The sequence below is a fragment of the Erythrobacter sp. SD-21 genome (assembly GCF_000181515.1).
Lineage (GTDB): Bacteria > Pseudomonadota > Alphaproteobacteria > Sphingomonadales > Sphingomonadaceae > Qipengyuania.
On record NZ_ABCG01000008.1, the window covers coordinates 78,740 to 98,195 of the forward strand.

Here is a 19,456-nt window from a genome sequence, read left to right on the forward strand (position 1 = left end):
CTCCCGCAAGTTAAGTTTCCTCTATTCAACACAATCTGCTTCTGAAGCTCTTGTCCGCTTTCCACCCCATAATCGGACATCCACGGTGCTCAATACCGGAGCAAAGCTGTCGGTCCGCTTTCAGGCATACACAGGGAGCGCTTGAGCGTCCCGAATGAGGGAGCAAAGCGTACCTATGAGGTTAGACATCACCCTTGGGATGCCGCAGATTCTCGTCACGCGATTTGGACCGGTTAGACAAATTTTTCCGCAGATTTCCGCCATTGTGTCGCCCCAACTCGGGGAGCCATTTTCCTTACATCGCCAGCAGCAAACGGGCGCCCACCCACGCGGTGAGCAGCGCCGTGCCCCAGCGTATCCAGCGCTGCGGGAGGAATTTGAGGGCGAGGAGGCTGCCGATTTGTCCCCCGATGGCCACGGCCACGATAAGCGGCAGACCGAGATCGAACGCCGCGAGGAACCGGCCCTCCCCTCCCTTGAAGATTTGCCCGGCGAGGCCGAAGAGCGAGTTCACGAGAATGAACAGGCTCGCGGTGGCAGCGATTGCGCGCGCGTGGTTCCACCGGGTGAGATGCAGAAGCGGCGCGAGGAATATCCCCCCTCCGATTCCAACCAGGCCGGCGAGATAGCCCAGCGGGGCGGCGGCTAGCGGAACCAGTCCGGCGCCCTTGCCGCGTGCCTCGTCGGTGCTTTTCACCGGGAGCAGCATGGTGGCAGCGGTCAGCAGCAGGCTTGCTCCCAATATGGTCAAGAATGTGCCTTCGCCGATGGGCGTTAGGCCTCCGAGAAGCGCAGCAGGCGCCGCGATGGCGGTCAGTTGCAAAGCTCGGCGCCACGGCGTGACGCCCGCTCGAGCAAAGCGCGCGGTGCTTCCCGCCACGACAACGATGTTGCAGCTCAAGGCAATCAGAGGGAGAATCCGATAATCGACGCCCGAGAGCGCCAGCAAGGCGTTGTAGGTCGAGCCTCCGCCGAAGCCGACGCTGGCGTAGAGAAGCGCCGCAAGCAGGAAAGCGATGGCGAGTGCGACCATCCGGCCTGCCTAGACCGGGGTGCTTGGCCGGGCTAGTGCCTGTGTCGGGGGAGACGAGAGATGCAGGCAGCAGACATAGACTTGGGCAGCGAGCTGGTGCGCGCTGGTCCGGCTCAGGCCCGCAAACTCGGCGATATCACCGCCGATGCCTTTCGCGACGATCCCTTCAACCGCTGGCTGTTCGGCAATTTCGCCGGCGTAGAGCATCTCTTCCGCCTCCAGGCCCGACGCATCTATGCTCCGCGCGGCTTCTGCTATACTTCTGGCGACGAGGGCGCCTGCATGTGGATGTTGCCGGGCGGGAACGGGAGCTTCAGTCTGGCCGACTATCTGGCTTTCGCCCTCCCCACCCTGTCCAAGAGCGGCCCCGGTGCCGTTGTGCGCGGCGTGCAGACCGGCCGGGCCATGGATGAAGTCCACCCGGACTTCGCACACGCCTACCTGTTCAGCGTTGGAGTGAAGCCGCGCGCGCAGGGTAAGGGGCTGGGCCGCCGGCTTATACAGCCTGTGCTCGATGCTTGCGATCGGAGAGGCGTGCGCGCCTATCTGGAAAATTCGAACCCGGTCAACACCGGCTTCTACACCTCACTCGGCTTTGCACCGTGCGGCGAAATCCGACCGACCGAGGATGCACCGCCGCTTTTGCCGATGGTGCGCGAGCCGCGCAGCGCCTGAACGCCGCGCGGACCCATTCTCACAAAGCCTACACGCGGGCGCCGATGGCGCCGTGGCAATGCTTATATTTGTTGCCCGAACCGCAGGGACACGGCTCGTTGCGGCTGATGTTCTTACCCGCATAAGGGTTCTCCTGCGCAGAACCGCCGGAACCGGCCGCAGCACGAGCGCTGCCCGCCAGCGCGCCGAACAGCGCGGCGCGGCTTTCCGACCCGTCGCCATCGTTCGAATTGTCGAGCCCGGTCAGCGGATCGATGTGCCCCGTCAGGAAGTCGGGCAATTCGGGAAGGTCGATCTGCGGCAGCGGCGCGGGTTCCGCGAGCTGGATCGTCAGCAGCTTGGAGGATATGTCCTCGCGCAGCTTGTCGAGCATGCTTTCGAACAGCGCGAAGGCTTCCTGCTTGTATTCGTTGAGCGGCTGCTTCTGCGCATGGGCGCGCAGGCCCACGACCTGGCGCAGCGCGTCGAGCGTGGCGAGGTGATCCTTCCACTGGTGGTCGAGCTCCTGCAGCAGCAGGCTCTTCTCGATCCGGCGCCAGATGGCGGGATCGGCCTTGGCGATCTTCTCGTCCATCCGACGGTCGGCTTCCTCGCGGATGCGCTCTTCCGCCAGTTCGGGCTCGATCGCTTCTTCTTCCAGCCACTCTTCCATCGGGAAGGACATGCCGAAGACATCCTCGACCTTGGTCTTGAGGCCTTCCATGTCCCACTGTTCGGGATAGGAGCCCGGCGGGCAGTGCTCGCCGACCATGGCGTTGATCGCATCGTGCCGCATGTCGACCACGACATCGTCGACCGCTTCGCTATCCATGATCTCGGCCCGCTGCTCGTAGATGACCTTGCGCTGGTCATTCATCACGTCGTCGTACTGAACGACCTGCTTGCGGATTTCGTAGTTGCGCGCCTCGACCTTCTTCTGCGCGGTCTCGATAGCCTTGGAGAGCCACTTGGACCCGATCGCCTCGCCGTCTTCGAGGTTCGAGTTCATCATGCGGGCGAACAGCGTGTCCGGCCCGAAGATGCGCAGGAGATCGTCTTCGAGGCAGAGGTAGAAGCGCGACAGACCCGGGTCGCCCTGGCGGCCCGAACGGCCGCGCAGCTGGTTGTCGATACGGCGGCTTTCGTGGCGCTCGGTGGCAAGCACGAACAGGCCGCCCGCTTCGAGCACGCGCTGTTTCTCCGCGGCGACCTCTTCCTTGATCTTCGCAATCGCGGCATCGCGTTCGGGCCCTTCGGGCATTTCCGAAAGCTCGTCCTCGGTGCGGAACTCGACGTTACCGCCGAGCTGGATGTCGGTGCCGCGACCGGCCATGTTGGTGGCGATGGTGACCGCCCCGATGCGGCCCGCCTGCGCCACGATATGCGCCTCGCGCTCATGCTGGCGGGCGTTGAGGATTTCGTGCTTCACGCCTTCCTTGTCGAGGAAGTCGGACAGGAGCTCGCTCTTCTCGATCGAGACCGTACCCACGAGGACCGGCTGGCCGATCTCGTGCTTTTCCTTGATCGCCTTGGCGATGGCTTTGAACTTGTCCTGCGTGTTCTTGTAGAACTCGTCTTCCTCGTCGATGCGCTGGACGGGGACGTTGGTCGGGATCTCGACCACGTTCATCTTGTAGATGTCCCAGAATTCCGCCGCTTCGGTAGCCGCCGTGCCGGTCATGCCCGACAGCTTGGGATACATGCGGAAATAGTTCTGGAAGGTGATTGAGGCTAGCGTCTGGTTCTCCGGCTCGATATTCACGCCTTCCTTCGCCTCTACCGCCTGGTGCAGGCCGTTCGACCAGCGGCGACCGTCCATCATGCGGCCGGTGAACTCGTCGATGATGACGACCTTGCCCTCTTCACCCATGGTACCGTCGGGCTGCATCTTCTTTTCGAACTTCACGATGTAATCGGTGTCGCGCTTGAACATGATGTTCGCTTTCAGCGCCTGGTCGAGGTGGTGAACCACCTGCGTGTTCTCGACATCGTAGAGATTGTCGGTCTCGAGGAGGCCGGCGTCCTTGAGCATCTGCTCGATCGCGTCCGTGCCTTCTTCGGTCCAGGTGATGTTCTTGGTCTTCTCGTCGGCCTCGTACCACTCGGACTCGATCTTTTTCACGATCTCGTCGACGGTGACATAAAGCTCCGACTTGTCCTCGGTTGGGCCAGAGATGATCAGCGGGGTGCGCGCTTCGTCGATCAGGATCGAATCCACTTCGTCGACGATGGCGAAGTTGAAGGGGCGCTGCACCATCTGGCTGCGCTCGTGCTTCATGTTGTCGCGCAGGTAATCGAACCCGAACTCGTTGTTCGTACCGTAGGTTATGTCGGCGCCATAGGCATCGCGGCGCTGCTGTTCGCCGAGGTTCGGCACGATCACGCCGATGGTCAGGCCGAGGAAGTTGTGGAGCTGGCCCATCCATTCCGCGTCGCGGCTGGCGAGGTAATCGTTGACGGTGACGACATGGACGCCCTTGCCCTCGATCGCGTTGAGATAGGTGGCCAGCGTTGCCACCAGCGTCTTGCCCTCACCCGTGCGCATCTCGGCAATCTCGCCGCGGTGAAGCACGATGCCGCCGATCATCTGCACATCGAAGTGGCGCATGCCGAGGACACGGACCGAGGCCTCGCGCACGGTGGCGAAGGCTTCGGGCAGGATATCGTCCAGCGTCTTTCCGTCCGCGAGCTGGGCGCGGAACTTGTCGGTCTGCGCACGCAGTTCCTCGTCGCTCAGCGCCTGCAGCTGCGGCTCGAGCGAGTTGATCTGGTCGACGATCTTGCGAATGGAATTGACGTAACGGTCGTTGGACGAGCCGAAGATGGCCTTGCCGATGGATTTAAGCATGATGGGGCGGGAGCCTCGATTTGAACGGGAATTATACGGGAAATGCCCGCGCACACCGATAGTGCCGGGCATGGGGATACGGGAGCTGGCTACAAGCTATTCGTAAGCGCGGTCGACGCCGAACATCACCGAGGGAATATAGACGGTGACGGGTTCCTGCGGCTTGCAGGGCGTGACTCGTTCGCCGCGCAGCTCCTGCTTGCGCTGCTTTTCGGTGCAGGCGTTCTGCGTTTCGCGGCTTTCGGTATCGCGGCTGTCGGTCGGGCGTTCGACGCCCACGCCCACGGCGCTGTTCACCGCTGCCTGCACAGGCGTACCCATCGCGGCGAGGCCGGTTAGCAGGGCAATAAGGGCGAGCAGTTGGCGAACCATGGTCGGGAACGCAGATAGCGCACAATTCTGATCGATTAAAGACCAGGCGCGATTTTTTGCGCATGCGAGCGCGCTTGCCTGCCCCCTTGCAGCCGTATAGCGCGCTTTGCATGGACCTTGCCCAGTCGCCTCTTGCACGCCCCTTCCCCGACCTCCCCGCCATCGACGGGGTCATCCTGCGCGTGGCACGGGCGCGTTACAAGAACTGGGACAGGGCCGACCTGACCTTCGCCGAGTTTGCTCCTGCGACCAGTGTCGCCGGGGTGTTCACCAAGTCCGCCTGCGCCTCGAGCGAGGTCGAAATGGGGCGTGAGCAGGTCCGGCTCGGTTCCGCGCGCGCGCTCGTCGTCAATGCGGGCAATTCGAACGCCTTTACCGGCGTGCGCGGACGCGAGGCGGTGGAACAGATCATGGCGCAGGTCGCCGAGGCGCTCGATTGCGAGCCGAGTTCGGTGTTCGTCTCTTCGACCGGCGTCATCGGCGTGCCGCTGCCCAAGGACAAGGCGCGCGCGGGCGTTGCTGCCGTGCTCGAAGCCGAACCTTGTGGGTGGGAGGAAGCCGCGAGCGCCATTGGCACAACCGACACCTTCACCAAAGGCGCGAAGTCTTCGGCCTTGCTAGGCGAGACGCGCGTCGAACTGGCCGGGATTATCAAGGGCAGCGGCATGATCGCACCTGACTTGGCGACCATGCTCGGCTATATCTTCACCGACGCCGCCATCGGAGCGGCGTTCTTCCAAGAGATGCTCTCCAAGGCCAACGCAGCGACCTTTTCCTGCATCACGGTGGACGGCGACACCTCCACTAGCGACACGGTGCTGGCCTTCGCCACGGGCGCTGCGGGCAACACTCCGCTCGCCTCGTGGGACGATGCGGGTGCCGACGCCTTCTATGCCGCCCTCCTCGATATCTGCCGCGAGCTGGCGCAGCTCGTCGTGCGCGATGGCGAAGGCGCGCAGAAGTTCATCGAGATTGCGATAGCAGGAGCCAAGGATGATGAGAGCGCCCGCCGCGTCGGTCTTGCCATCGCCAATTCGCCGCTGGTCAAGACTGCGATTGCCGGCGGAGACGCCAATTGGGGCCGAGTGGTCATGGCCGTGGGCAAGGCCGGCGAACCGGCGGATCGCGACCGGCTCTCGATCGGCTTCGGCGGGACTTGGGCCGCAAAGGACGGTCAGCCGCTGGCAAACTATGACGAGGCTCCCGTGGCCAGGCATCTGGAAGGCGAGGACATCCGCATGGACGTCGATCTCGGCATCGGCGAAGGCCGCGCGACTGTGTGGACCTGCGATCTCACGCATGGCTACATCTCGATCAACGCGGACTACCGCTCTTGACACTTCGACAGGCTCAGGGCGAGCGGGTCTTGGATGGCGAGATCCTCGCCCTGATGCAGCGCGCGACCGAGGAGGCCATCCTCCCGCGCTTTCGCAACCTTTCCGAAGGCGAAGTTGAAGACAAGGGCGGCAACGACCCCGTCACCATCGCCGACAAGGAATCCGAGGTTCTGCTGCGCGAGGGCCTGAGCCGGCTCGACGGCAGCCTCGGTTTTGTGGGCGAAGAGACCGCGCATGCCGATCCCTCGATCCTCGAGCGCCTCGACGCTCCCTGCTGGATCGTCGATCCTGTCGACGGGACGCGCAACTTCGCGAGCGGCAAGCCGCCCTTCGGCATCATCATCGCGCGCGCCGAGGGCGGGCTCACCCAGTCGGGCTGGCTCTACGATTGCCTCACCGGGCGCTTTTGCGCCGCGCATCGAGGCAAGGGCGCCTTCGTCGACGGGTCCCGCATCGAAGCGCGCGCCACGGGCCGCACCCCGCCCATTGCCGCGATCTCGCTCATCTTCATGGAAGAAGAGCGCCGCCAGGCCACCCGCCGCCATATCTCGCCCAATTACGAACTGGTCGACATTCCCTTCTGCGCCGCCGAGCAATATCCGCGCCTCGGCCTTGGCGAGAACGATGTCTCGATCTTTGAACGCACGCTGGCGTGGGACCATGCGGCGGGCGCGCTGTGGCTCGAAGAAGCGGGCGGCAAGGTTGCCCGGCCCGACGGCTCGCCCTACCGGGTAAACGAATGGGACCGGAAGGGCTTGCTCGGTGCCTCGACCCCCGAATTATGGGAGGAACTGGCGCAGCGTTACGCGCAAATGTGACGCTTGTCTGACGCAGTCTCTGGATCGGTGGCGCGTCGAAACGCTTTTCAAGTACGAGCCCCCGGCCTACCCTCCCCGACCATACGATACGAAAGGTGCCCCGTGACGCTTGGCGATACCCCCGCGCCCGCCCTCGAAACCGCTGCCAGGGAGCCGGACGGTGACAACGCACCGGTCGCGCCCGAGGCAGCCGAGGATCGCTACGTCAATCGCGAGCTGAGCTGGCTGAGCTTCAACCGCCGCGTCCTCGCCGAGAGCGAGAACACCGATTACCCGCTGCTCGAACGCCTGCGCTTTCTGTCGATTTCAGGCAGCAATCTCGACGAGTTCACCACCGTGCGCATCGCCGGGCTCGAAGGGCAGGTGCAGCGCGGGATCGAGACCACCGGAATCGACGGGCTAAGCCCGCGCCAGCAGCTCGACGCAATCCGCGGACAGGTTCTGGAGCTGGAGGACCGCCAGCAGGAAAGCCTCGAGGTGCTGCGGGGGCTTCTGGCCGAGGTAGGCATCATGCTGATGGTCCCGGACGAATTGTCCAAGGGCCAGCAGAAGTGGCTCGCCGAATATTTCGAACACGATATCGTCCCGCTGATTACCCCGCAGGCGATCGACCCCTCGCACCCCTTCCCCTTTGTTGCGAGCGGTGGAATGGGCGTCTTGTTCCGCCTCAAGCGCGGCAAGCGAAAGGGCGAGCTGGTCGAAATGGTCCTCATCCCCAGCGGTGTCCCGCGTTTCGTGCGCGTGCCGCAGGACAAGGGGCAGGAACAGGCGATTTATGTGGCCATCGAGCAATTGGTCACGCGCTTTGCCGACCAGATGTTCCCCGGCTTCAAGATCCTTGGCGACGGCATTTTCCGGGTCCTGCGCGACAGCGATATCGAGGTGGAAGACGAGGCAGAGGACCTCGTGCGCTACTTCCGCACCGCGATACAGCGTCGCCGGCGCGGCCGAGCGGTCCTGCTCGAACTCGACGACGAGTGCGACGAGGCCGCGGAAACGCTGCTACGCGAACAATTCGATGTCGATGCCGCGATGATCGTCAAGACTGGCGGCATGCTCGGCCTTTCCGATCTCGACGCGATCTGCAACGAGCCGCGGCCCGACCTCAAGTTCCCGCCTTTCTCCCCGCGCTATCCCGAACGCGTGCTGGCCCACGACGGGGATGTCTTCACCGCGATCCGCGAGAAGGACATGGTCATCCACCACCCGTACGAAAGTTTCGAGGTCGTGGTCGATTTTCTGCACCAGGCCGCGGTCGACCTGGCGGTGGTCTCGATCAAGCAGACGCTCTACCGCGCCGGCGACCAGTCGCCCGTTATTGCCGCGCTGGTCGAAGCGGCGCAGAACGGCAAGGCGGTAACGGCGGTCGTGGAATTAAAGGCGCGCTTCGACGAGGAACGCAACATCCGCTGGGCCAACGAGCTGGAACGCGCAGGGGTACAGGTGATCTACGGTTTCACCGAATGGAAGACCCACGCTAAGGTCAGCCTCGTGGTACGGCGAGAGGAGGATGGCTACGCCACCTATTGCCACTTCGGGACGGGGAACTACCACCCGATCAACGCCAAGATCTACACCGACCTCAGCTACTTCACCGCCGATCAGACGCTGGGACGCGATGCAGCGAAAATGTTCAATTTCATCACCGGCTATATTGAGCCGGACGACCTGGAAGAGATCGCCATCTCGCCCATCGGCATGCGCGAGAAGCTCTATGAGCTGATCGATACCGAAATCGTCAATGCCAAGGCCGGCAAACCTTCGGGCATCTGGGTGAAGATGAACTCGATTACCAACAAGGCGATCATCGACAAGCTCTACGAAGCCAGCCAGGCGGGTGTGGAAGTGCGGATGGTGGTGCGCGGTATCTGCTCCTTGCGTGCGGGCATCCCGGGCATGTCGGAGAACATCAGCGTCAAGTCGATCATCGGCCGCTTCCTCGAACACGCCCGCATGTGGGCCTTTGCCAATGGCAAGGCGATGCCCAGCCGTCAGGCGAAAGTATACCTCACCAGCGCCGACGCGATGAGCCGCAATCTCGATCGGCGGGTGGAGGTCATGGTGCCGATCACGAACAAGACCGTGCACGACCAGCTCCTGAAACAGGTCATGCTCGCCAATATTCTCGACACCGAACGCAGCTGGCGCCTCGACGCCGACGGGCAGTATCGCCGCATGGGCAAGGGCGAGGACGGCTTCAACTGCCACCAGTATTTCATGTCCAATCCCTCGCTGTCGGGTCGCGGCTCTGCGCTGGAGAAACACGACGTGCCGCATCTCACCCTGCCGGGCGCAAAGGCATGAGCCGGGGCCGTACCCGCATGCCGCAATGGCAGCGCCGCCTGATCCACCCTCCCCGCGCGGTGATCGACATCGGCTCGAACACCGTTCGTCTCGTCATCTACGAAGGAACCGGACGCGCACCGGAGACCGCTTGGAACGAGAAGGTGGCAGCAAGGCTGGGCCGCGACATTTCCGATACCGGCCGGATCCCCGAGGAAGCGGCCAGCGAAGCCCTGACCGCTCTGGCGCGCTACCGGATCATCGTCGAGGACCGGAAGATCGAGGACGTGCAGACCGTAGCCACAGCCGCCGCGCGCGACGCGACCAACGGCGCTCAATTCCTCGCGAAGGTCGCCGATCTCGGCCTGAATCCGCGCCTGCTTAGCGGCGAGGAAGAGGCCTGCGCCTCGGCCTTCGGGGCCATCGGGGCCTTCCCGGGAGCGCAGGGGATCGTAGCCGATTTGGGCGGCGGCAGCCTGGAACTGGTGTCGATCGGCGAAGGCGATTGCCGCGATGCGGTGAGCCTGCCTTTCGGAACGCTGCGCCTGCCAGCTTTCCGCGCCGCCGAAAGCGATCTTGCCGACACCGTGCGCGAGCATCTTTCCGATGTCGGCTGGATGCGCAGCCACACCGGCCCCCTCTACATGATCGGCGGCACCTGGCGTGCGCTTGCCTATTTCGCGATGAAGGAGGCCGATTACCCGCTGAGCGATCCTCACGGCTACATCCTCTCGGTCGAGGACGCGCGGCGGCTGGCAAGCGATTTAATCGAGGCCTTGCCGGACAAGCTGCAGAACATTTCCGGCATCAGCGAAATGCGCGCCTCCTACCTGCCCGATGCGGCGGCGCTGCTGCTGCCACTGCTCGACGAGCTGGAACCCGACCACCTCGTCTTTTCGAGCTGGGGTATCCGGGAGGGCCTGCTCTATTCGCGACTGACCGACCTTCAACGCTCGCTTGACCCTCTTCTCTCGGGCGTCCACGCCTTTGCCGAGCCGCGCGATGCGCCGGTCATCGATGCGACGCGCGTGGCGGGATGGACGGTCGACCTTGCCAACGGCAACGGCAAGCGCAACGAGCGTCTGCGGCTGGCAGCGGCGCAACTGGCCTCGGCGCTGCAGCGGGTCGAGCCGAATCTACGCATCCATCATGCGCAGGAGTGGTCGCTCGACAAGCGCTGGATCGATTGCAGTCCGCGGGATCGCGGCATGATCTGCGCCGCGCTGTTCGGCAGTCTGGGGAAGACCGAACTTCCCTCCAAACTTAGCGATCTGGCGAGCGAGGATGACCTGCGCGAAGGCATCACCTGGGGGCTGGGGTTCCGGCTTGCGCGACGACTTGGGGCGGGTTCGCGCCTAGCGCTCGCCAACAGCCGGTTGCGGCTGAAGCCAAAGGCGCTTGTGCTCTATCTCGACGAAAGCCGTGCCCCTCTGGCCACAAGCCTGCTGACGCGGGATTTCGAGATTCTTGCCGACTGGCTGGACCGCGAGGCGAAGATAAAAATCGGCGATTACCGGTTCGAAAGCGAGCTGGAAGAAACGACTGAGGTCGACTGACTCTCAATCTTCGGAAAAACGCCTCTCTGGCCGTTTCCAGCTGACACCGGCGGGCGGTGGTGCGCCCCATCGGTTGTCCCCGCTTTGGCCCGGCACGAGCCCCAACCACACCAGCAGGACGAGGAAGGCCAGATTGAGCAGGCCCAGCGACGTCAGCGCCTCGTCGTAACCAAACCTTGCGAGCACCGTAAAGGTGAGGAGCGCGTGGAGAAGGACGCCCGCCAGAGCGTATTTGGCCGAATAGCCCACATCATGCAGGCGCGTTCCCGCAAGGATCGCCAGGACGACTTCGATAGCCCCGGTCCCGCCTTGCTCGCCGACGATCCCGAAGGTCACCAAGATGCCCACTATGGCGACAATTCCGAGGAGGTTTGCCCAATAAGTTGCGCGGTTGATGCGGTATCCGACGATGCGGTCGAGCATGCGCGGGGTCCGGGCATTCAGCCCGCAGTCGCGGGTGCGGCAAGCGGGAAGAAGGGAATACGCACTTCGAAGGGCGTCCCATCCTCGCGATGGAAGGTGTAGAAACCTTCCATCGACCCGTGCGGCGTGTCGAGCGGACAACCCGACACGTAATCGTGACTATCGCCCGGCCGCAGCACCGGTTGTTCGCCCACGACACCGTCCCCATCGACATGCGCGACCAATCCCGCCCCGTCGGTGATGCGCCAGTGGCGGGTCATCAGCTGGACGCGTTCGTGCGAGGCGTTCTCGATACGGATGTGATAGACCCAGAACCATTTGTCCGCCTCGGGCTGGGATTGCTCGGGCAGGAAGTTCACCGCGACCCGCACGGTGATGCCATCGGTCATGGCGCTATGCTGGAAAAGCTCCTTGATCACGCCCTCAACCTAATGGCTGTGCCCGGTCGTGCAAGAGCCCATACGCCTTATCCCACCGTCTTAAGATCGGTTAACCGCACATGATGAAGAATTCATAAGCAACATGCGCCACTTTCTGTTCACGGAAAGGGGTAGCGCCATGCTGTTCGCATTCATCAACCGGCTTATGGCCGACCAGGACGGGGAAGGACGCATCGAACTGATGCTCGCCGCGCAGGTCGTGCTCGCCGTCATCGTCCTCTGATACAAAGGACCTAGCAGCCCTCAGGGCTTGCCACCGCCCAGATAGCTTTCGAGCTGTTCGAGGCGTTCCTTGCCGAACCACATTTCATCGTCGACGAAGAAGGTCGGGATACCAAACGCGCCGCGTTCGACCGCGTCGGTGGTGTTGTCGGCCAGTTTCTGTTTCACCGCATCATCCTGGGTCCGCGCAAGAAGGTTTTCCGCATCGAAACCCGCCTCGGCGAGTTCGCGGCCTACGGCTTCTGCATCGCTGCAATCGATATTGCGCTCCCAAACCGCAGGCAGCAGGGCCTCGACCAGCGCCTGGCGTTGCGCTTCATCCTCGGCGGCAACGAGCACGCGCTGAAGCAGTATGGAATTGAACGGCAGGTCGGGATGCATCGAGAACCGGTCCATCCCGTGCCGATCGAGGAAGCGTCGGAATTCCAGCGCCGCATAAGGCACCTTCCCCTTCACATCCGCATCCCGCATCATCGGCGGGGCGTTCCCCGTAAGCTTGTGCATCCCGCCGAGAAACACGGGCGTGACCGACAGTTCCGAACCCGTCCGCGCCACGATGTCCTTGAGCGGATACCACGCGAGATAGCCATTCGGTGCGGCGAGATCGAAGATGTATTCGACGGTTTTGGACATCAAAATTCTCCCTTCCCACCTGATGGTGGAAACCTCGCGCCCAAGCAACGTTGGCTAGGCTATGACCGAACAATTCCACCCCAGCGCCATGAGCTGGCTCGATGTCGCACTACGCCTGGGTTTTGCCACGGTGCTGCCGCTCATCATCGGGCTCGAACGTTTTTTCCATAAGAAGCCGATCGATTTCCGGCCCTTCGTGATCATTTCGGTGGCGGCGTGCGGGTTGCTGATCGGATCGGTGGAGCTCCTGGAATCACAAGCCGACGAGCAGGCGCGGATCGATCCGACACGCGTTATCGAGGGAGTTATCACCGGCATCGGCTTCATCGGAGCGGGCGCAATGTTCCGTCAGGGCAATTATGTGCAAGGCGCAGGATCTGCTGCTTCGATTTGGTGTGCAGGAGCCATCGGGCTTGTCAGCGGCATGGGCGAACTTTGGCTGGCGACAATCATGTCGGCGCTGGTCCTGATCCTTCTGATCGCGAGCCGACCCTTCACCGAAAAATGGGACCCGGGATCGCAGGCCGACGGAAATGCCGAGCAAGCCGACTAAAGCCCCGCCGCCTTCAGGGCGCGGTCGAGGTCTTCCTTCACATCCTCGACATCCTCAAGCCCGACGTTGATGCGCAGCAAGCCCTCGGTCACGCCCATCGCCTCGCGGTCCTCGCCGGTCATGCCGGCATGCGTGGTGCTCGCCGGATGGCACATGAGGCTGCGCGCATCGCCGATATTGTTCGAAATATCGACCAGCTGTAGCGCGTCGAGAATGGCGAAGGCGCGCTCGCGGCTCTCGACGTCGAGCGCGAAGATCGGGCCGGTGGCAGTCATCTGCTCCAGCGCCAGCGCGTGGCGCGGGTGGCTCGGCAGGCCGGGATGGAGGATGCGGGGCACGCGCGGTTCGATGAATTTGCCCAGTTCGACCGCATTCTCGCTCTGCTTCATCGCCCGCAGGCTCAGGGTTTCGAGGCCTTTCAGGACCACCCAAGCGTTGAAGGGTGCGATATTGGGGCCGGTGTTGCGCTGGAAGGGCAGCAGGACCTCGTCCATCCATTCCTGCGAAGCGCAGACGGCGCCGGCCAGCACCCTGCCCTGCCCGTCCATCAGCTTGGTCGCCGAATAGGCCACGACATCGGCGCCGAAATCCATCGGACGCTGCAGCGCGCTGGTGGCAAAGGCGTTGTCGACCACGGTGGTGATGCCGTGCGCCCTGGCCACCTCGCACACATGCTTGAGATCGACCACGTCGAGCGTGGGGTTGGCCGGGGTCTCGAAAAAGAAGACCTTGGTGTTGGGACGGATCGCCGCCTCCCACGCGTCGTTGTCGGCGCTGTCGACGACGGTCGTCTTGATCCCGAAGCGCGGGAGGAGATGGTCGAGCAGCCAGCGACACGACCCGAAGGCCGCCCTCGCCCCGATCACATGATCGCCGGCCGAGACCTGACACAGGAGCGCGGTGGTCATCGCCGCCATTCCGCTGGCCTGCGCGCGGCAGGCCTCCGCGCCCTCAATCAACGCAATGCGCTCTTCCAGCATGGCGACGGTGGGGTTCTGAAGGCGCGAGTAGGTCATGCCCTGCGCCTCGCCCGCGAAGCGATCGGCCACCGTCTGCGCGTCGTCGTAGGTGTAGCCCGAGGTCAGGAATAGCGCCTCGCTCGTCTCGCCATGCTCGCTGCGCCACGTGCCGCCGCGCACCGCCTGCGTTGCGGGGCGCCATTGCGAGGTTATCGAGCGGTCGGTTCCGGTAGTCTTCTTCATGGCGGGCGGGATAGCATGACGCGGTGGAGCGACAAGTAAAGGCTGTTGTCAGGTGAAAAACGCGCGCTTAATCGCTGAGCACGATGAGCCGCGCGCCCGAGCAACCTGTCGATCCGATCCACTGGTGCGCCGCTTTGGCGTTCGCCTTCTGGGTGGTGGTGCTGTGGAACCTCGCGATCCCGACCACGCCCTATTTCGACGAGGTCCATTACGTCCCGGCCGCCCGCGACCTGCTCGTGCTGGGCGAATTTTCCAACCGCGAGCATCCGCTGTTCGGCAAAGAGATGATCGCACTGAGCATCGCGGTCTTCGGCGACAATCCTTGGGGCTGGCGCTTCATGTCTTCGCTCGCGGGGGCGCTGGCGCTGTTCGCCACCATGCGCGCCGTCTGGTTCGCAACGCTCAGCCGCTACGCCACGCTGGCGAGCGGCGTGCTGGTCGCGACCGGCTTCCACCTGTTCGTCCACGCGCGCATTGCCATGCTCGACATCTTCATGATCGCCGCGCTCGCGGTCGCCTTCTGGCAACTGGCTGCCGCGATGCGCGAACCAGAAACGGGTCGCAGGCGGCTGTTCTTCGCAGGTATCACGCTCGGTCTTGCCATGGCAGCCAAGTGGAACGCGCTCATCATAGCGGCGCTGCCGGGTCTTGGGTTCCTTGCGCTGCGCTGGTTTGCGGGACGACGCCGCCTTTTGCTCAGCCGCCGCGGGATGCCGGTGCCGGGAATTACGCTGATCGAAGCCTTCGTCTGGCTCGGCCTGCTGCCGCTCGCGGTCTACTGGTTGACCTTTGCGCCCGGCTACTTCTTCGCCGTGAACCCGATTACCGAGGGGATCGTGGCGCAACACAGGGTGATGCTCGACCTCCAGACCCAGGTCCTGCCGCCGCACAACTACCAATCGACCTGGCCGGAATGGATCGCGAATTGGCGCGCGCTCTGGTATCTTTACGAGCCTGCCGACGGGGCGCAGCGAGGCGTCATGCTCATCGGCAACCCGCTGACCATGCTGCTCGGCCTCCCCGCCCTCCTGTGGTGCGCGTGGCGGGGAGTTTCGGCGCGTCGACCGGCGCATGGCGCACTGGCGCTGCTCTATGCGGTATCGCTCGGCTTCTGGATCTTCGCCGCCAAGCCGGTGCAGTTCTACCACCACTATTTCCTGCCCGGCACCGTGCTGCTGGTCGCGCTGGCGCTGGCCTTGGACGATTTGCGGAGTGCGGGTTGGAGGCGAACCGCGTGGATCGTGCCGGCAGTAAGCCTCGTGGTTTTCGTGTATTTCTACCCCATCCTCGCCGCAGAACCGCTTTCGGGACCGATGAGCTTCAAGGCTTGGGCCTGGCTCCCCTCGTGGAAATGACCGCTCAGTAGCGGCCCCAGACGAAGCGGCTCGACAGGGCGTAGTTCCAGACCGAGCCGATGGCGATCCCGATCAGCGCGGCGAGCAGCGAATGGAGGCCGCGCGCATAGAGCAGGCTCGCCATTGCCACATTCGCAAGCGCGCCGACCGAGCAGGCGACGACGAAACTGGCCCACCCGCGCAGGAGCTTGCTCGTCGTTTTGAGCCGCCGGTCGCGATAGGTGAGAAAGTTGTTGAGCCAGAAGTTGAAAGTCATCGCGCCCAGTGTGGCGATGGCCTGGCTCCAGGCGAATTGCGCCCCTGCCGCCCACAGGCAGAGGTAGAGGATGGCAAGGTGCACGCCGACGCCCAGTGCACCGACCGTGCCGAACAGGGCGAACCGCGTGGGGATGATCCGCCCGAAGCTCTTGTCATAAAGCCCGGCGAGGAAATCGACCGCGATCGCCCGGTCGAGCTTGCTTTCGCCCGACCGCCGCGCGGCGAACTGCATGGGCACTTCGCACACGCGCAGCGGCGTGTCTGCGGTCGCGAGAAGGTCGAGCAATATCTTGAAGCCGATCCCCGAAAGGCGCGGCACCAATGCCAGCGCCGTTTGCGTGCGCAGCAGGAAATACCCGCTCATCGGATCGGTCAGGTCGACGCCGGTGAGCTTGCGGGCGAGGCGGTTGGCGACACCCGACAGCTTTTCGCGCCCCGGGTTGGCCCAGTCCTTCGTGCTCGCGCCATCGATAAAGCGGCTGGCGACGGCGACGTCCGCCTCGCCCGAACGGACCGCCTCCAACATCTCCACGAGCAAGGCCGGATCGTGCTGATGGTCGGCATCCATCACCGCCACGAAGGGCGCAGCCGTGGCGCAGAAGCCCTCGATGGCCGCGCTTGCGAGGCCACGCCGCCCGATGCGGTGGATGACGCGCACCCGCCCATCCTCTCGCGCAAGCCGGCGAGCCTCATCGGCCGTGCCGTCGGCCGAATTGTCATCGACGACGAGCACTTCCCAGCCCTCCGTCCCCAACGCCTGCTCGATCCGCTCGACCAGCGGGGCCAAGTTCTCGCGCTCGTTGAGCGTGGGCAGGATGATCGCAAGCTCGAGCGTCATGCGCGCGGCGTGGCGCGCTTTCGCTTCGAATTCAAGACTCTGCGGCGAGAGCGTTCAGCACGGCGTCGCCGATCTGGCTGGTCGAAGCCGTCCCGCCGAGGTCCGCCCCGCGCACATCGCCCGCCACGACCTTGGCTACTGCTCTCTCGATCCGGCCCGCTTCCCCCTCGCGCCCCAGCGAATGGCGCAGCAGCATGGCGAGGCTGAGGATGGCCGCAATCGGGTTCGCCTTGCCCTGCCCCGCGATGTCGGGCGCGCTGCCGTGGATCGGTTCGTAGAGGCCGAAAGTGCCGTACTCGGTCTGCCGCTCGCCCATGCTGGCGCTGGCCATGAGGCCGATCGAGCCCACGCAGGCGCTCGCCTGGTCGGAGAGGATGTCGCCAAACAGATTGCCAGTAAGGATCACATCGAACTGGCCGGGGCTGCGGACTATCTGCATGGCCGCGTTGTCCACATACATGTGATCGAGCGTGACATCGGGATAGTCCTTCGCCACCTCCACCACGGTTTCGCGCCAGATGCGGCTGCTTTCGAGGACATTGGCCTTGTCCACGCTGGTTAACCTTCCTCGGCGTTTTTGCGCAGCACGGAAACCGGTGTGGGCGATGCGGCGCACCTCGGCTTCGTTATAGGACATCGCGTCCCATCCCTCGCGCCCGCCGTCGCTCGCGCGTTCGCCCTTGTCGCCGAAATAGACGTCGCCGTTGAGTTCGCGCACCACCAGCAGGTCGATCCCGCGCGCAATCTCGGGTTTGAGCGAGGACATGTCCTCCAACCCCGGATAGCCCGCCGCAGGGCGCAGGTTCGCGAAGAGACCGAGCTCGCTGCGCAGGCCGAGGATCGCCTGTTCGGGGCGATGTTCGCGCGGCAGATCGTCGCATTCGGGATTGCCCACCGCGCCGAACAGCACGGCATCGGCAGCGCAGGCCATCTCGATCGTTTCCGTCGGCAGCGGATGGCCATGGCGCTTGTAGGCGATTCCGCCCACATCGCCTTCCCACAGAGTGAGCTGCGGGAAAAAGAGCGCATCGAGCACCCGTACAGCCTCGGCAATGACTTCGGGTCCGATTCCGTCGCCGGGGAATATCGCGAGTTTCATGTCAGGCCATCCGTTCGAGCCGGTGCATCAGGAGTACCCGTGCGGCTAGAACGTCGGCGCGGGTGTCGGCAAGCAGGTAGCGCGCGATCGGGGCCTCATTCGCGCGCAGAATTTCCAGAGCTTGCTCAAGTCCCTCTATCACAGGCTTCGTTCCCCCATAGCCGAGCTCGCGCAAGAGAAGCACTTCGTAGGTCGCCAAAGCGCCCGCCCAACCCCGCGCCGAGGGGGCGTTGCAGATCGCCTCGAGCAGGGCCGCAAGCGCGCTGTAAAGGCTGGGATAGGGGTTGCGCTCCGGCAAGGCGCTGGCGGTCAGCGCGCAGGTCCATGCGATGGCGGCAGCAGGCAAAGGTTCGGTCAGCCAAGGCCCGCGGCTCTGCGCCAGTTCGAGGCGCGCGAAGGGCAGCTGGCTGTCGGACTTGGCGCGGATTTCGGCTTCGACGAGATTGCCGGGGATCACGACCGGGCGCAGCTGTCGCCCGCGCCCACCCGCGACATAGGCCGCCACAACGCCGCTCTCCTCGGTCAGGAGGCGTGCAATGACGGCCGTTTCGCCATGCGGTCGGGCGGCAAGCAGGATGGCAGGGGCGCGCAAATGCATCGCGCCGCCTTACCTGCCCGCAGGGGCTGGTGTCACTTGTGCTTGGCTTCCAGCGCCGTCACTCGGGCGGCGAGGCCTTCGGTCTGTTCGCGCGCCTTGGCGGCCATCTGCTTGACCGCGTCAAATTCCTCGCGGGTCACGAAATCCATGCCGCCGAAAGCTTCCTTGGCCCGTTCGCGCGCAGTCTCGCGCGCTTCGCGGGTCATGCCGGCCAGCGTTCCGGCCGCCGAATTGGCGAGTTTGACGAAGTCGGCGATCATGGGGCTCTGGCTCTGCATGGCCGCTATCTAGGCGTGCGCGTGCAGGGTTTCAATTGCCGATCCGCACGCGCTCGATCCGCTCCCCCTGCGCGCCGCCGTCGGCATCGGGGTTGAGGCGCAGGAACTCGTAATTGAGCAGCGCCGCAAAGCAGATCCACACGAGATATGGGAGCAGGAGCACGGCCGCGAGGCGGCGCACCTTCCAGAACAGCGCGATCACCGCCAGCAGCGTCACGATCATCAACCCGATCACCACCAGCGCCCCCGTGATCTGCTGCAGTCCGAAGAAGACCGGCGACCAGGCGAGGTTGAGCACGAAATGCACGGCAAAGACCCACAGTGCCGCCGTCCTCCCCCGCGCGCCCCAAGCCGCAGCGACCAGCGCGACCGCGAAGCCGATCATGATGTAAAGGATCGTCCAGACAATGCCGAACCACTTGGGCTCGGGGAAAATGTCGGGCTTGGCGAGCATCCGGAACCACTCGGTATCGGCCGAACCGATCCGGCCCGACAGGAAGCCGAGCAGCACGCAGAGCGGCACAAGAAACAGTGCCCAGCGGATCAAACTAGCGCGAAGCTGCCCGCGTGAAGCCAGCATGTTCATGTGTGAAGGTCCCTCGATGCGCCCCGAATCGTTAGCCGTCTTGTGGCGCGGCATTGCATTGGTTGCAATC

General features: G+C 64.1%; 19 protein-coding genes. 7 read left to right on the forward strand and 12 right to left on the reverse strand.

Annotated features, from left to right (window positions below; genetic code table 11):
* Nucleotides 1–295: 295 nt before the first annotated feature.
* Nucleotides 296–1,033: a sulfite exporter TauE/SafE family protein gene (locus ED21_RS12565; protein ID WP_006834297.1), complete on the reverse strand. Its 738-nt coding sequence runs from the start codon at nt 1,031–1,033 to the stop codon at nt 296–298.
* Between the two features lie 60 nt (nt 1,034–1,093).
* On the opposite strand from ED21_RS12565, the gene ED21_RS14855 reads away from it, so the two are divergent.
* A complete protein-coding gene (locus ED21_RS14855; protein WP_006834298.1) occupies nt 1,094–1,708 on the forward strand; it encodes an N-acetyltransferase in 615 nt (204 codons plus the stop codon).
* Nucleotides 1,709–1,736: 28 nt separating this feature from the next.
* On the opposite strand, the gene secA is transcribed toward ED21_RS14855, so the two are convergent.
* Nucleotides 1,737–4,535, reverse strand: coding sequence for a preprotein translocase subunit SecA (secA, locus tag ED21_RS12575; protein ID WP_006834299.1), 2,799 nt, complete (start codon nt 4,533–4,535; stop codon nt 1,737–1,739).
* A 96-nt stretch (nt 4,536–4,631) separates the two neighbouring features.
* Complete coding sequence (locus tag ED21_RS12580) at nt 4,632–4,907, reverse strand: hypothetical protein (RefSeq protein WP_006834300.1); 276 nt, start codon at nt 4,905–4,907, stop codon at nt 4,632–4,634.
* Between the two features lie 110 nt (nt 4,908–5,017).
* Between ED21_RS12580 and argJ the strand changes: the two genes are divergently transcribed.
* From argJ to ED21_RS12600, 4 genes are all read left to right on the forward strand, one after another.
* Nucleotides 5,018–6,244, forward strand: a complete 1,227-nt coding sequence (gene argJ / locus ED21_RS12585) for a bifunctional glutamate N-acetyltransferase/amino-acid acetyltransferase ArgJ (protein ID WP_006834301.1) — start codon at nt 5,018–5,020, stop codon at nt 6,242–6,244.
* Between the two features lie 53 nt (nt 6,245–6,297).
* Nucleotides 6,298–7,062: an inositol monophosphatase family protein gene (locus ED21_RS12590; protein ID WP_050784779.1), complete on the forward strand. Its 765-nt coding sequence runs from the start codon at nt 6,298–6,300 to the stop codon at nt 7,060–7,062.
* Between the two features lie 102 nt (nt 7,063–7,164).
* Nucleotides 7,165–9,366: an RNA degradosome polyphosphate kinase gene (locus ED21_RS12595; protein ID WP_006834303.1), complete on the forward strand. Its 2,202-nt coding sequence runs from the start codon at nt 7,165–7,167 to the stop codon at nt 9,364–9,366.
* Nucleotides 9,363–10,901 carry a Ppx/GppA family phosphatase gene (locus ED21_RS12600; RefSeq protein ID WP_050784776.1) on the forward strand — a complete coding sequence of 513 codons (1,539 nt, stop codon included), beginning with the start codon at nt 9,363–9,365 and terminating at the stop codon, nt 10,899–10,901. Before ED21_RS12595 ends, ED21_RS12600 begins: the two co-directional genes overlap by 4 nt.
* 3 nt (nt 10,902–10,904) lie before the next feature.
* Here ED21_RS12600 and ED21_RS12605 read toward each other — a convergent pair whose 3' ends face one another.
* The 3 genes from ED21_RS12605 to ED21_RS12615 form a co-directional block, all read right to left on the reverse strand.
* A complete protein-coding gene (locus ED21_RS12605; RefSeq protein WP_006834305.1) occupies nt 10,905–11,324 on the reverse strand; it encodes a DUF805 domain-containing protein in 420 nt (139 codons plus the stop codon).
* A gap of 17 nt (nt 11,325–11,341) precedes the next feature.
* Nucleotides 11,342–11,740, reverse strand: a complete 399-nt coding sequence (apaG, locus tag ED21_RS12610) for a Co2+/Mg2+ efflux protein ApaG (protein ID WP_034922691.1) — start codon at nt 11,738–11,740, stop codon at nt 11,342–11,344.
* 267 nt (nt 11,741–12,007) lie between these two features.
* Nucleotides 12,008–12,619, reverse strand: coding sequence for a 2-hydroxychromene-2-carboxylate isomerase (locus tag ED21_RS12615; protein ID WP_006834308.1), 612 nt, complete (start codon nt 12,617–12,619; stop codon nt 12,008–12,010).
* 61 nt (nt 12,620–12,680) lie between these two features.
* On the opposite strand from ED21_RS12615, the gene ED21_RS12620 reads away from it, so the two are divergent.
* Nucleotides 12,681–13,172 (forward strand): MgtC/SapB family protein, encoded by a 492-nt coding sequence (locus ED21_RS12620; RefSeq protein ID WP_006834309.1) that lies wholly within the window; start codon nt 12,681–12,683, stop codon nt 13,170–13,172.
* Here ED21_RS12620 and ED21_RS12625 read toward each other — a convergent pair.
* Entirely contained in the window at nt 13,169–14,374 is a 1,206-nt protein-coding gene (locus tag ED21_RS12625; protein WP_006834310.1) for a PLP-dependent aspartate aminotransferase family protein, read from the reverse strand. The genes ED21_RS12620 and ED21_RS12625 overlap by 4 nt on opposite strands.
* Nucleotides 14,375–14,457: 83 nt before the next feature.
* Between ED21_RS12625 and ED21_RS12630 the strand changes: the two genes are divergently transcribed.
* Nucleotides 14,458–15,729 (forward strand): phospholipid carrier-dependent glycosyltransferase, encoded by a 1,272-nt coding sequence (locus ED21_RS12630; protein ID WP_006834311.1) that lies wholly within the window; start codon nt 14,458–14,460, stop codon nt 15,727–15,729.
* Between the two features lie 4 nt (nt 15,730–15,733).
* On the opposite strand, the gene ED21_RS12635 is transcribed toward ED21_RS12630, so the two are convergent.
* Genes ED21_RS12635 through ED21_RS12655 form a run of 5 tightly spaced genes read right to left on the reverse strand, consistent with a single transcriptional unit; the run spans nt 15,734 to nt 19,386 of the window.
* Nucleotides 15,734–16,825, reverse strand: coding sequence for a glycosyltransferase family 2 protein (locus ED21_RS12635; protein ID WP_006834312.1), 1,092 nt, complete (start codon nt 16,823–16,825; stop codon nt 15,734–15,736).
* A 31-nt stretch (nt 16,826–16,856) separates the two neighbouring features.
* Nucleotides 16,857–17,924: a 3-isopropylmalate dehydrogenase gene (gene leuB / locus ED21_RS12640; protein ID WP_006834313.1), complete on the reverse strand. Its 1,068-nt coding sequence runs from the start codon at nt 17,922–17,924 to the stop codon at nt 16,857–16,859.
* A 1-nt stretch (nt 17,925) separates the two neighbouring features.
* Nucleotides 17,926–18,522, reverse strand: coding sequence for a DNA repair protein RecO (locus ED21_RS12645; RefSeq protein ID WP_006834314.1), 597 nt, complete (start codon nt 18,520–18,522; stop codon nt 17,926–17,928).
* Nucleotides 18,523–18,554: 32 nt separating this feature from the next.
* Nucleotides 18,555–18,800, reverse strand: a complete 246-nt coding sequence (locus ED21_RS12650; RefSeq protein ID WP_006834315.1) for an accessory factor UbiK family protein — start codon at nt 18,798–18,800, stop codon at nt 18,555–18,557.
* A 31-nt stretch (nt 18,801–18,831) separates the two neighbouring features.
* Nucleotides 18,832–19,386, reverse strand: a complete 555-nt coding sequence (locus ED21_RS12655) for a TspO/MBR family protein (protein ID WP_006834316.1) — start codon at nt 19,384–19,386, stop codon at nt 18,832–18,834.
* Nucleotides 19,387–19,456 lie beyond the last annotated feature (70 nt).

What these genes read in the sequence shown, in the direction of transcription:
- secA (WP_006834299.1), bottom strand. Translation starts at nt 4,535, where the DNA reads ATGCTTAAATCCATCGGCAAGGCCATCTTCGGCTCGTCCAACGACCGT.
- ED21_RS12605 (WP_006834305.1), bottom strand. Translation starts at nt 11,324, where the DNA reads ATGCTCGACCGCATCGTCGGATACCGCATCAACCGCGCAACTTATTGG.
- leuB (WP_006834313.1), bottom strand. Translation starts at nt 17,924, where the DNA reads ATGAAACTCGCGATATTCCCCGGCGACGGAATCGGACCCGAAGTCATT.
- ED21_RS12580 (WP_006834300.1), bottom strand. Translation starts at nt 4,907, where the DNA reads ATGGTTCGCCAACTGCTCGCCCTTATTGCCCTGCTAACCGGCCTCGCC.
- ED21_RS12635 (WP_006834312.1), bottom strand. Translation starts at nt 16,825, where the DNA reads ATGACGCTCGAGCTTGCGATCATCCTGCCCACGCTCAACGAGCGCGAG.
- argJ (WP_006834301.1), top strand. Translation starts at nt 5,018, where the DNA reads ATGGACCTTGCCCAGTCGCCTCTTGCACGCCCCTTCCCCGACCTCCCC.
- ED21_RS12625 (WP_006834310.1), bottom strand. Translation starts at nt 14,374, where the DNA reads ATGAAGAAGACTACCGGAACCGACCGCTCGATAACCTCGCAATGGCGC.
- ED21_RS12615 (WP_006834308.1), bottom strand. Translation starts at nt 12,619, where the DNA reads ATGTCCAAAACCGTCGAATACATCTTCGATCTCGCCGCACCGAATGGC.
- ED21_RS12620 (WP_006834309.1), top strand. Translation starts at nt 12,681, where the DNA reads ATGACCGAACAATTCCACCCCAGCGCCATGAGCTGGCTCGATGTCGCA.
- ED21_RS12645 (WP_006834314.1), bottom strand. Translation starts at nt 18,522, where the DNA reads ATGCATTTGCGCGCCCCTGCCATCCTGCTTGCCGCCCGACCGCATGGC.
- ED21_RS12655 (WP_006834316.1), bottom strand. Translation starts at nt 19,386, where the DNA reads ATGAACATGCTGGCTTCACGCGGGCAGCTTCGCGCTAGTTTGATCCGC.
- ED21_RS12600 (WP_050784776.1), top strand. Translation starts at nt 9,363, where the DNA reads ATGAGCCGGGGCCGTACCCGCATGCCGCAATGGCAGCGCCGCCTGATC.
- ED21_RS12565 (WP_006834297.1), bottom strand. Translation starts at nt 1,033, where the DNA reads ATGGTCGCACTCGCCATCGCTTTCCTGCTTGCGGCGCTTCTCTACGCC.
- ED21_RS12650 (WP_006834315.1), bottom strand. Translation starts at nt 18,800, where the DNA reads ATGCAGAGCCAGAGCCCCATGATCGCCGACTTCGTCAAACTCGCCAAT.
- ED21_RS14855 (WP_006834298.1), top strand. Translation starts at nt 1,094, where the DNA reads ATGCAGGCAGCAGACATAGACTTGGGCAGCGAGCTGGTGCGCGCTGGT.
- ED21_RS12590 (WP_050784779.1), top strand. Translation starts at nt 6,298, where the DNA reads ATGCAGCGCGCGACCGAGGAGGCCATCCTCCCGCGCTTTCGCAACCTT.
- ED21_RS12630 (WP_006834311.1), top strand. Translation starts at nt 14,458, where the DNA reads ATGAGCCGCGCGCCCGAGCAACCTGTCGATCCGATCCACTGGTGCGCC.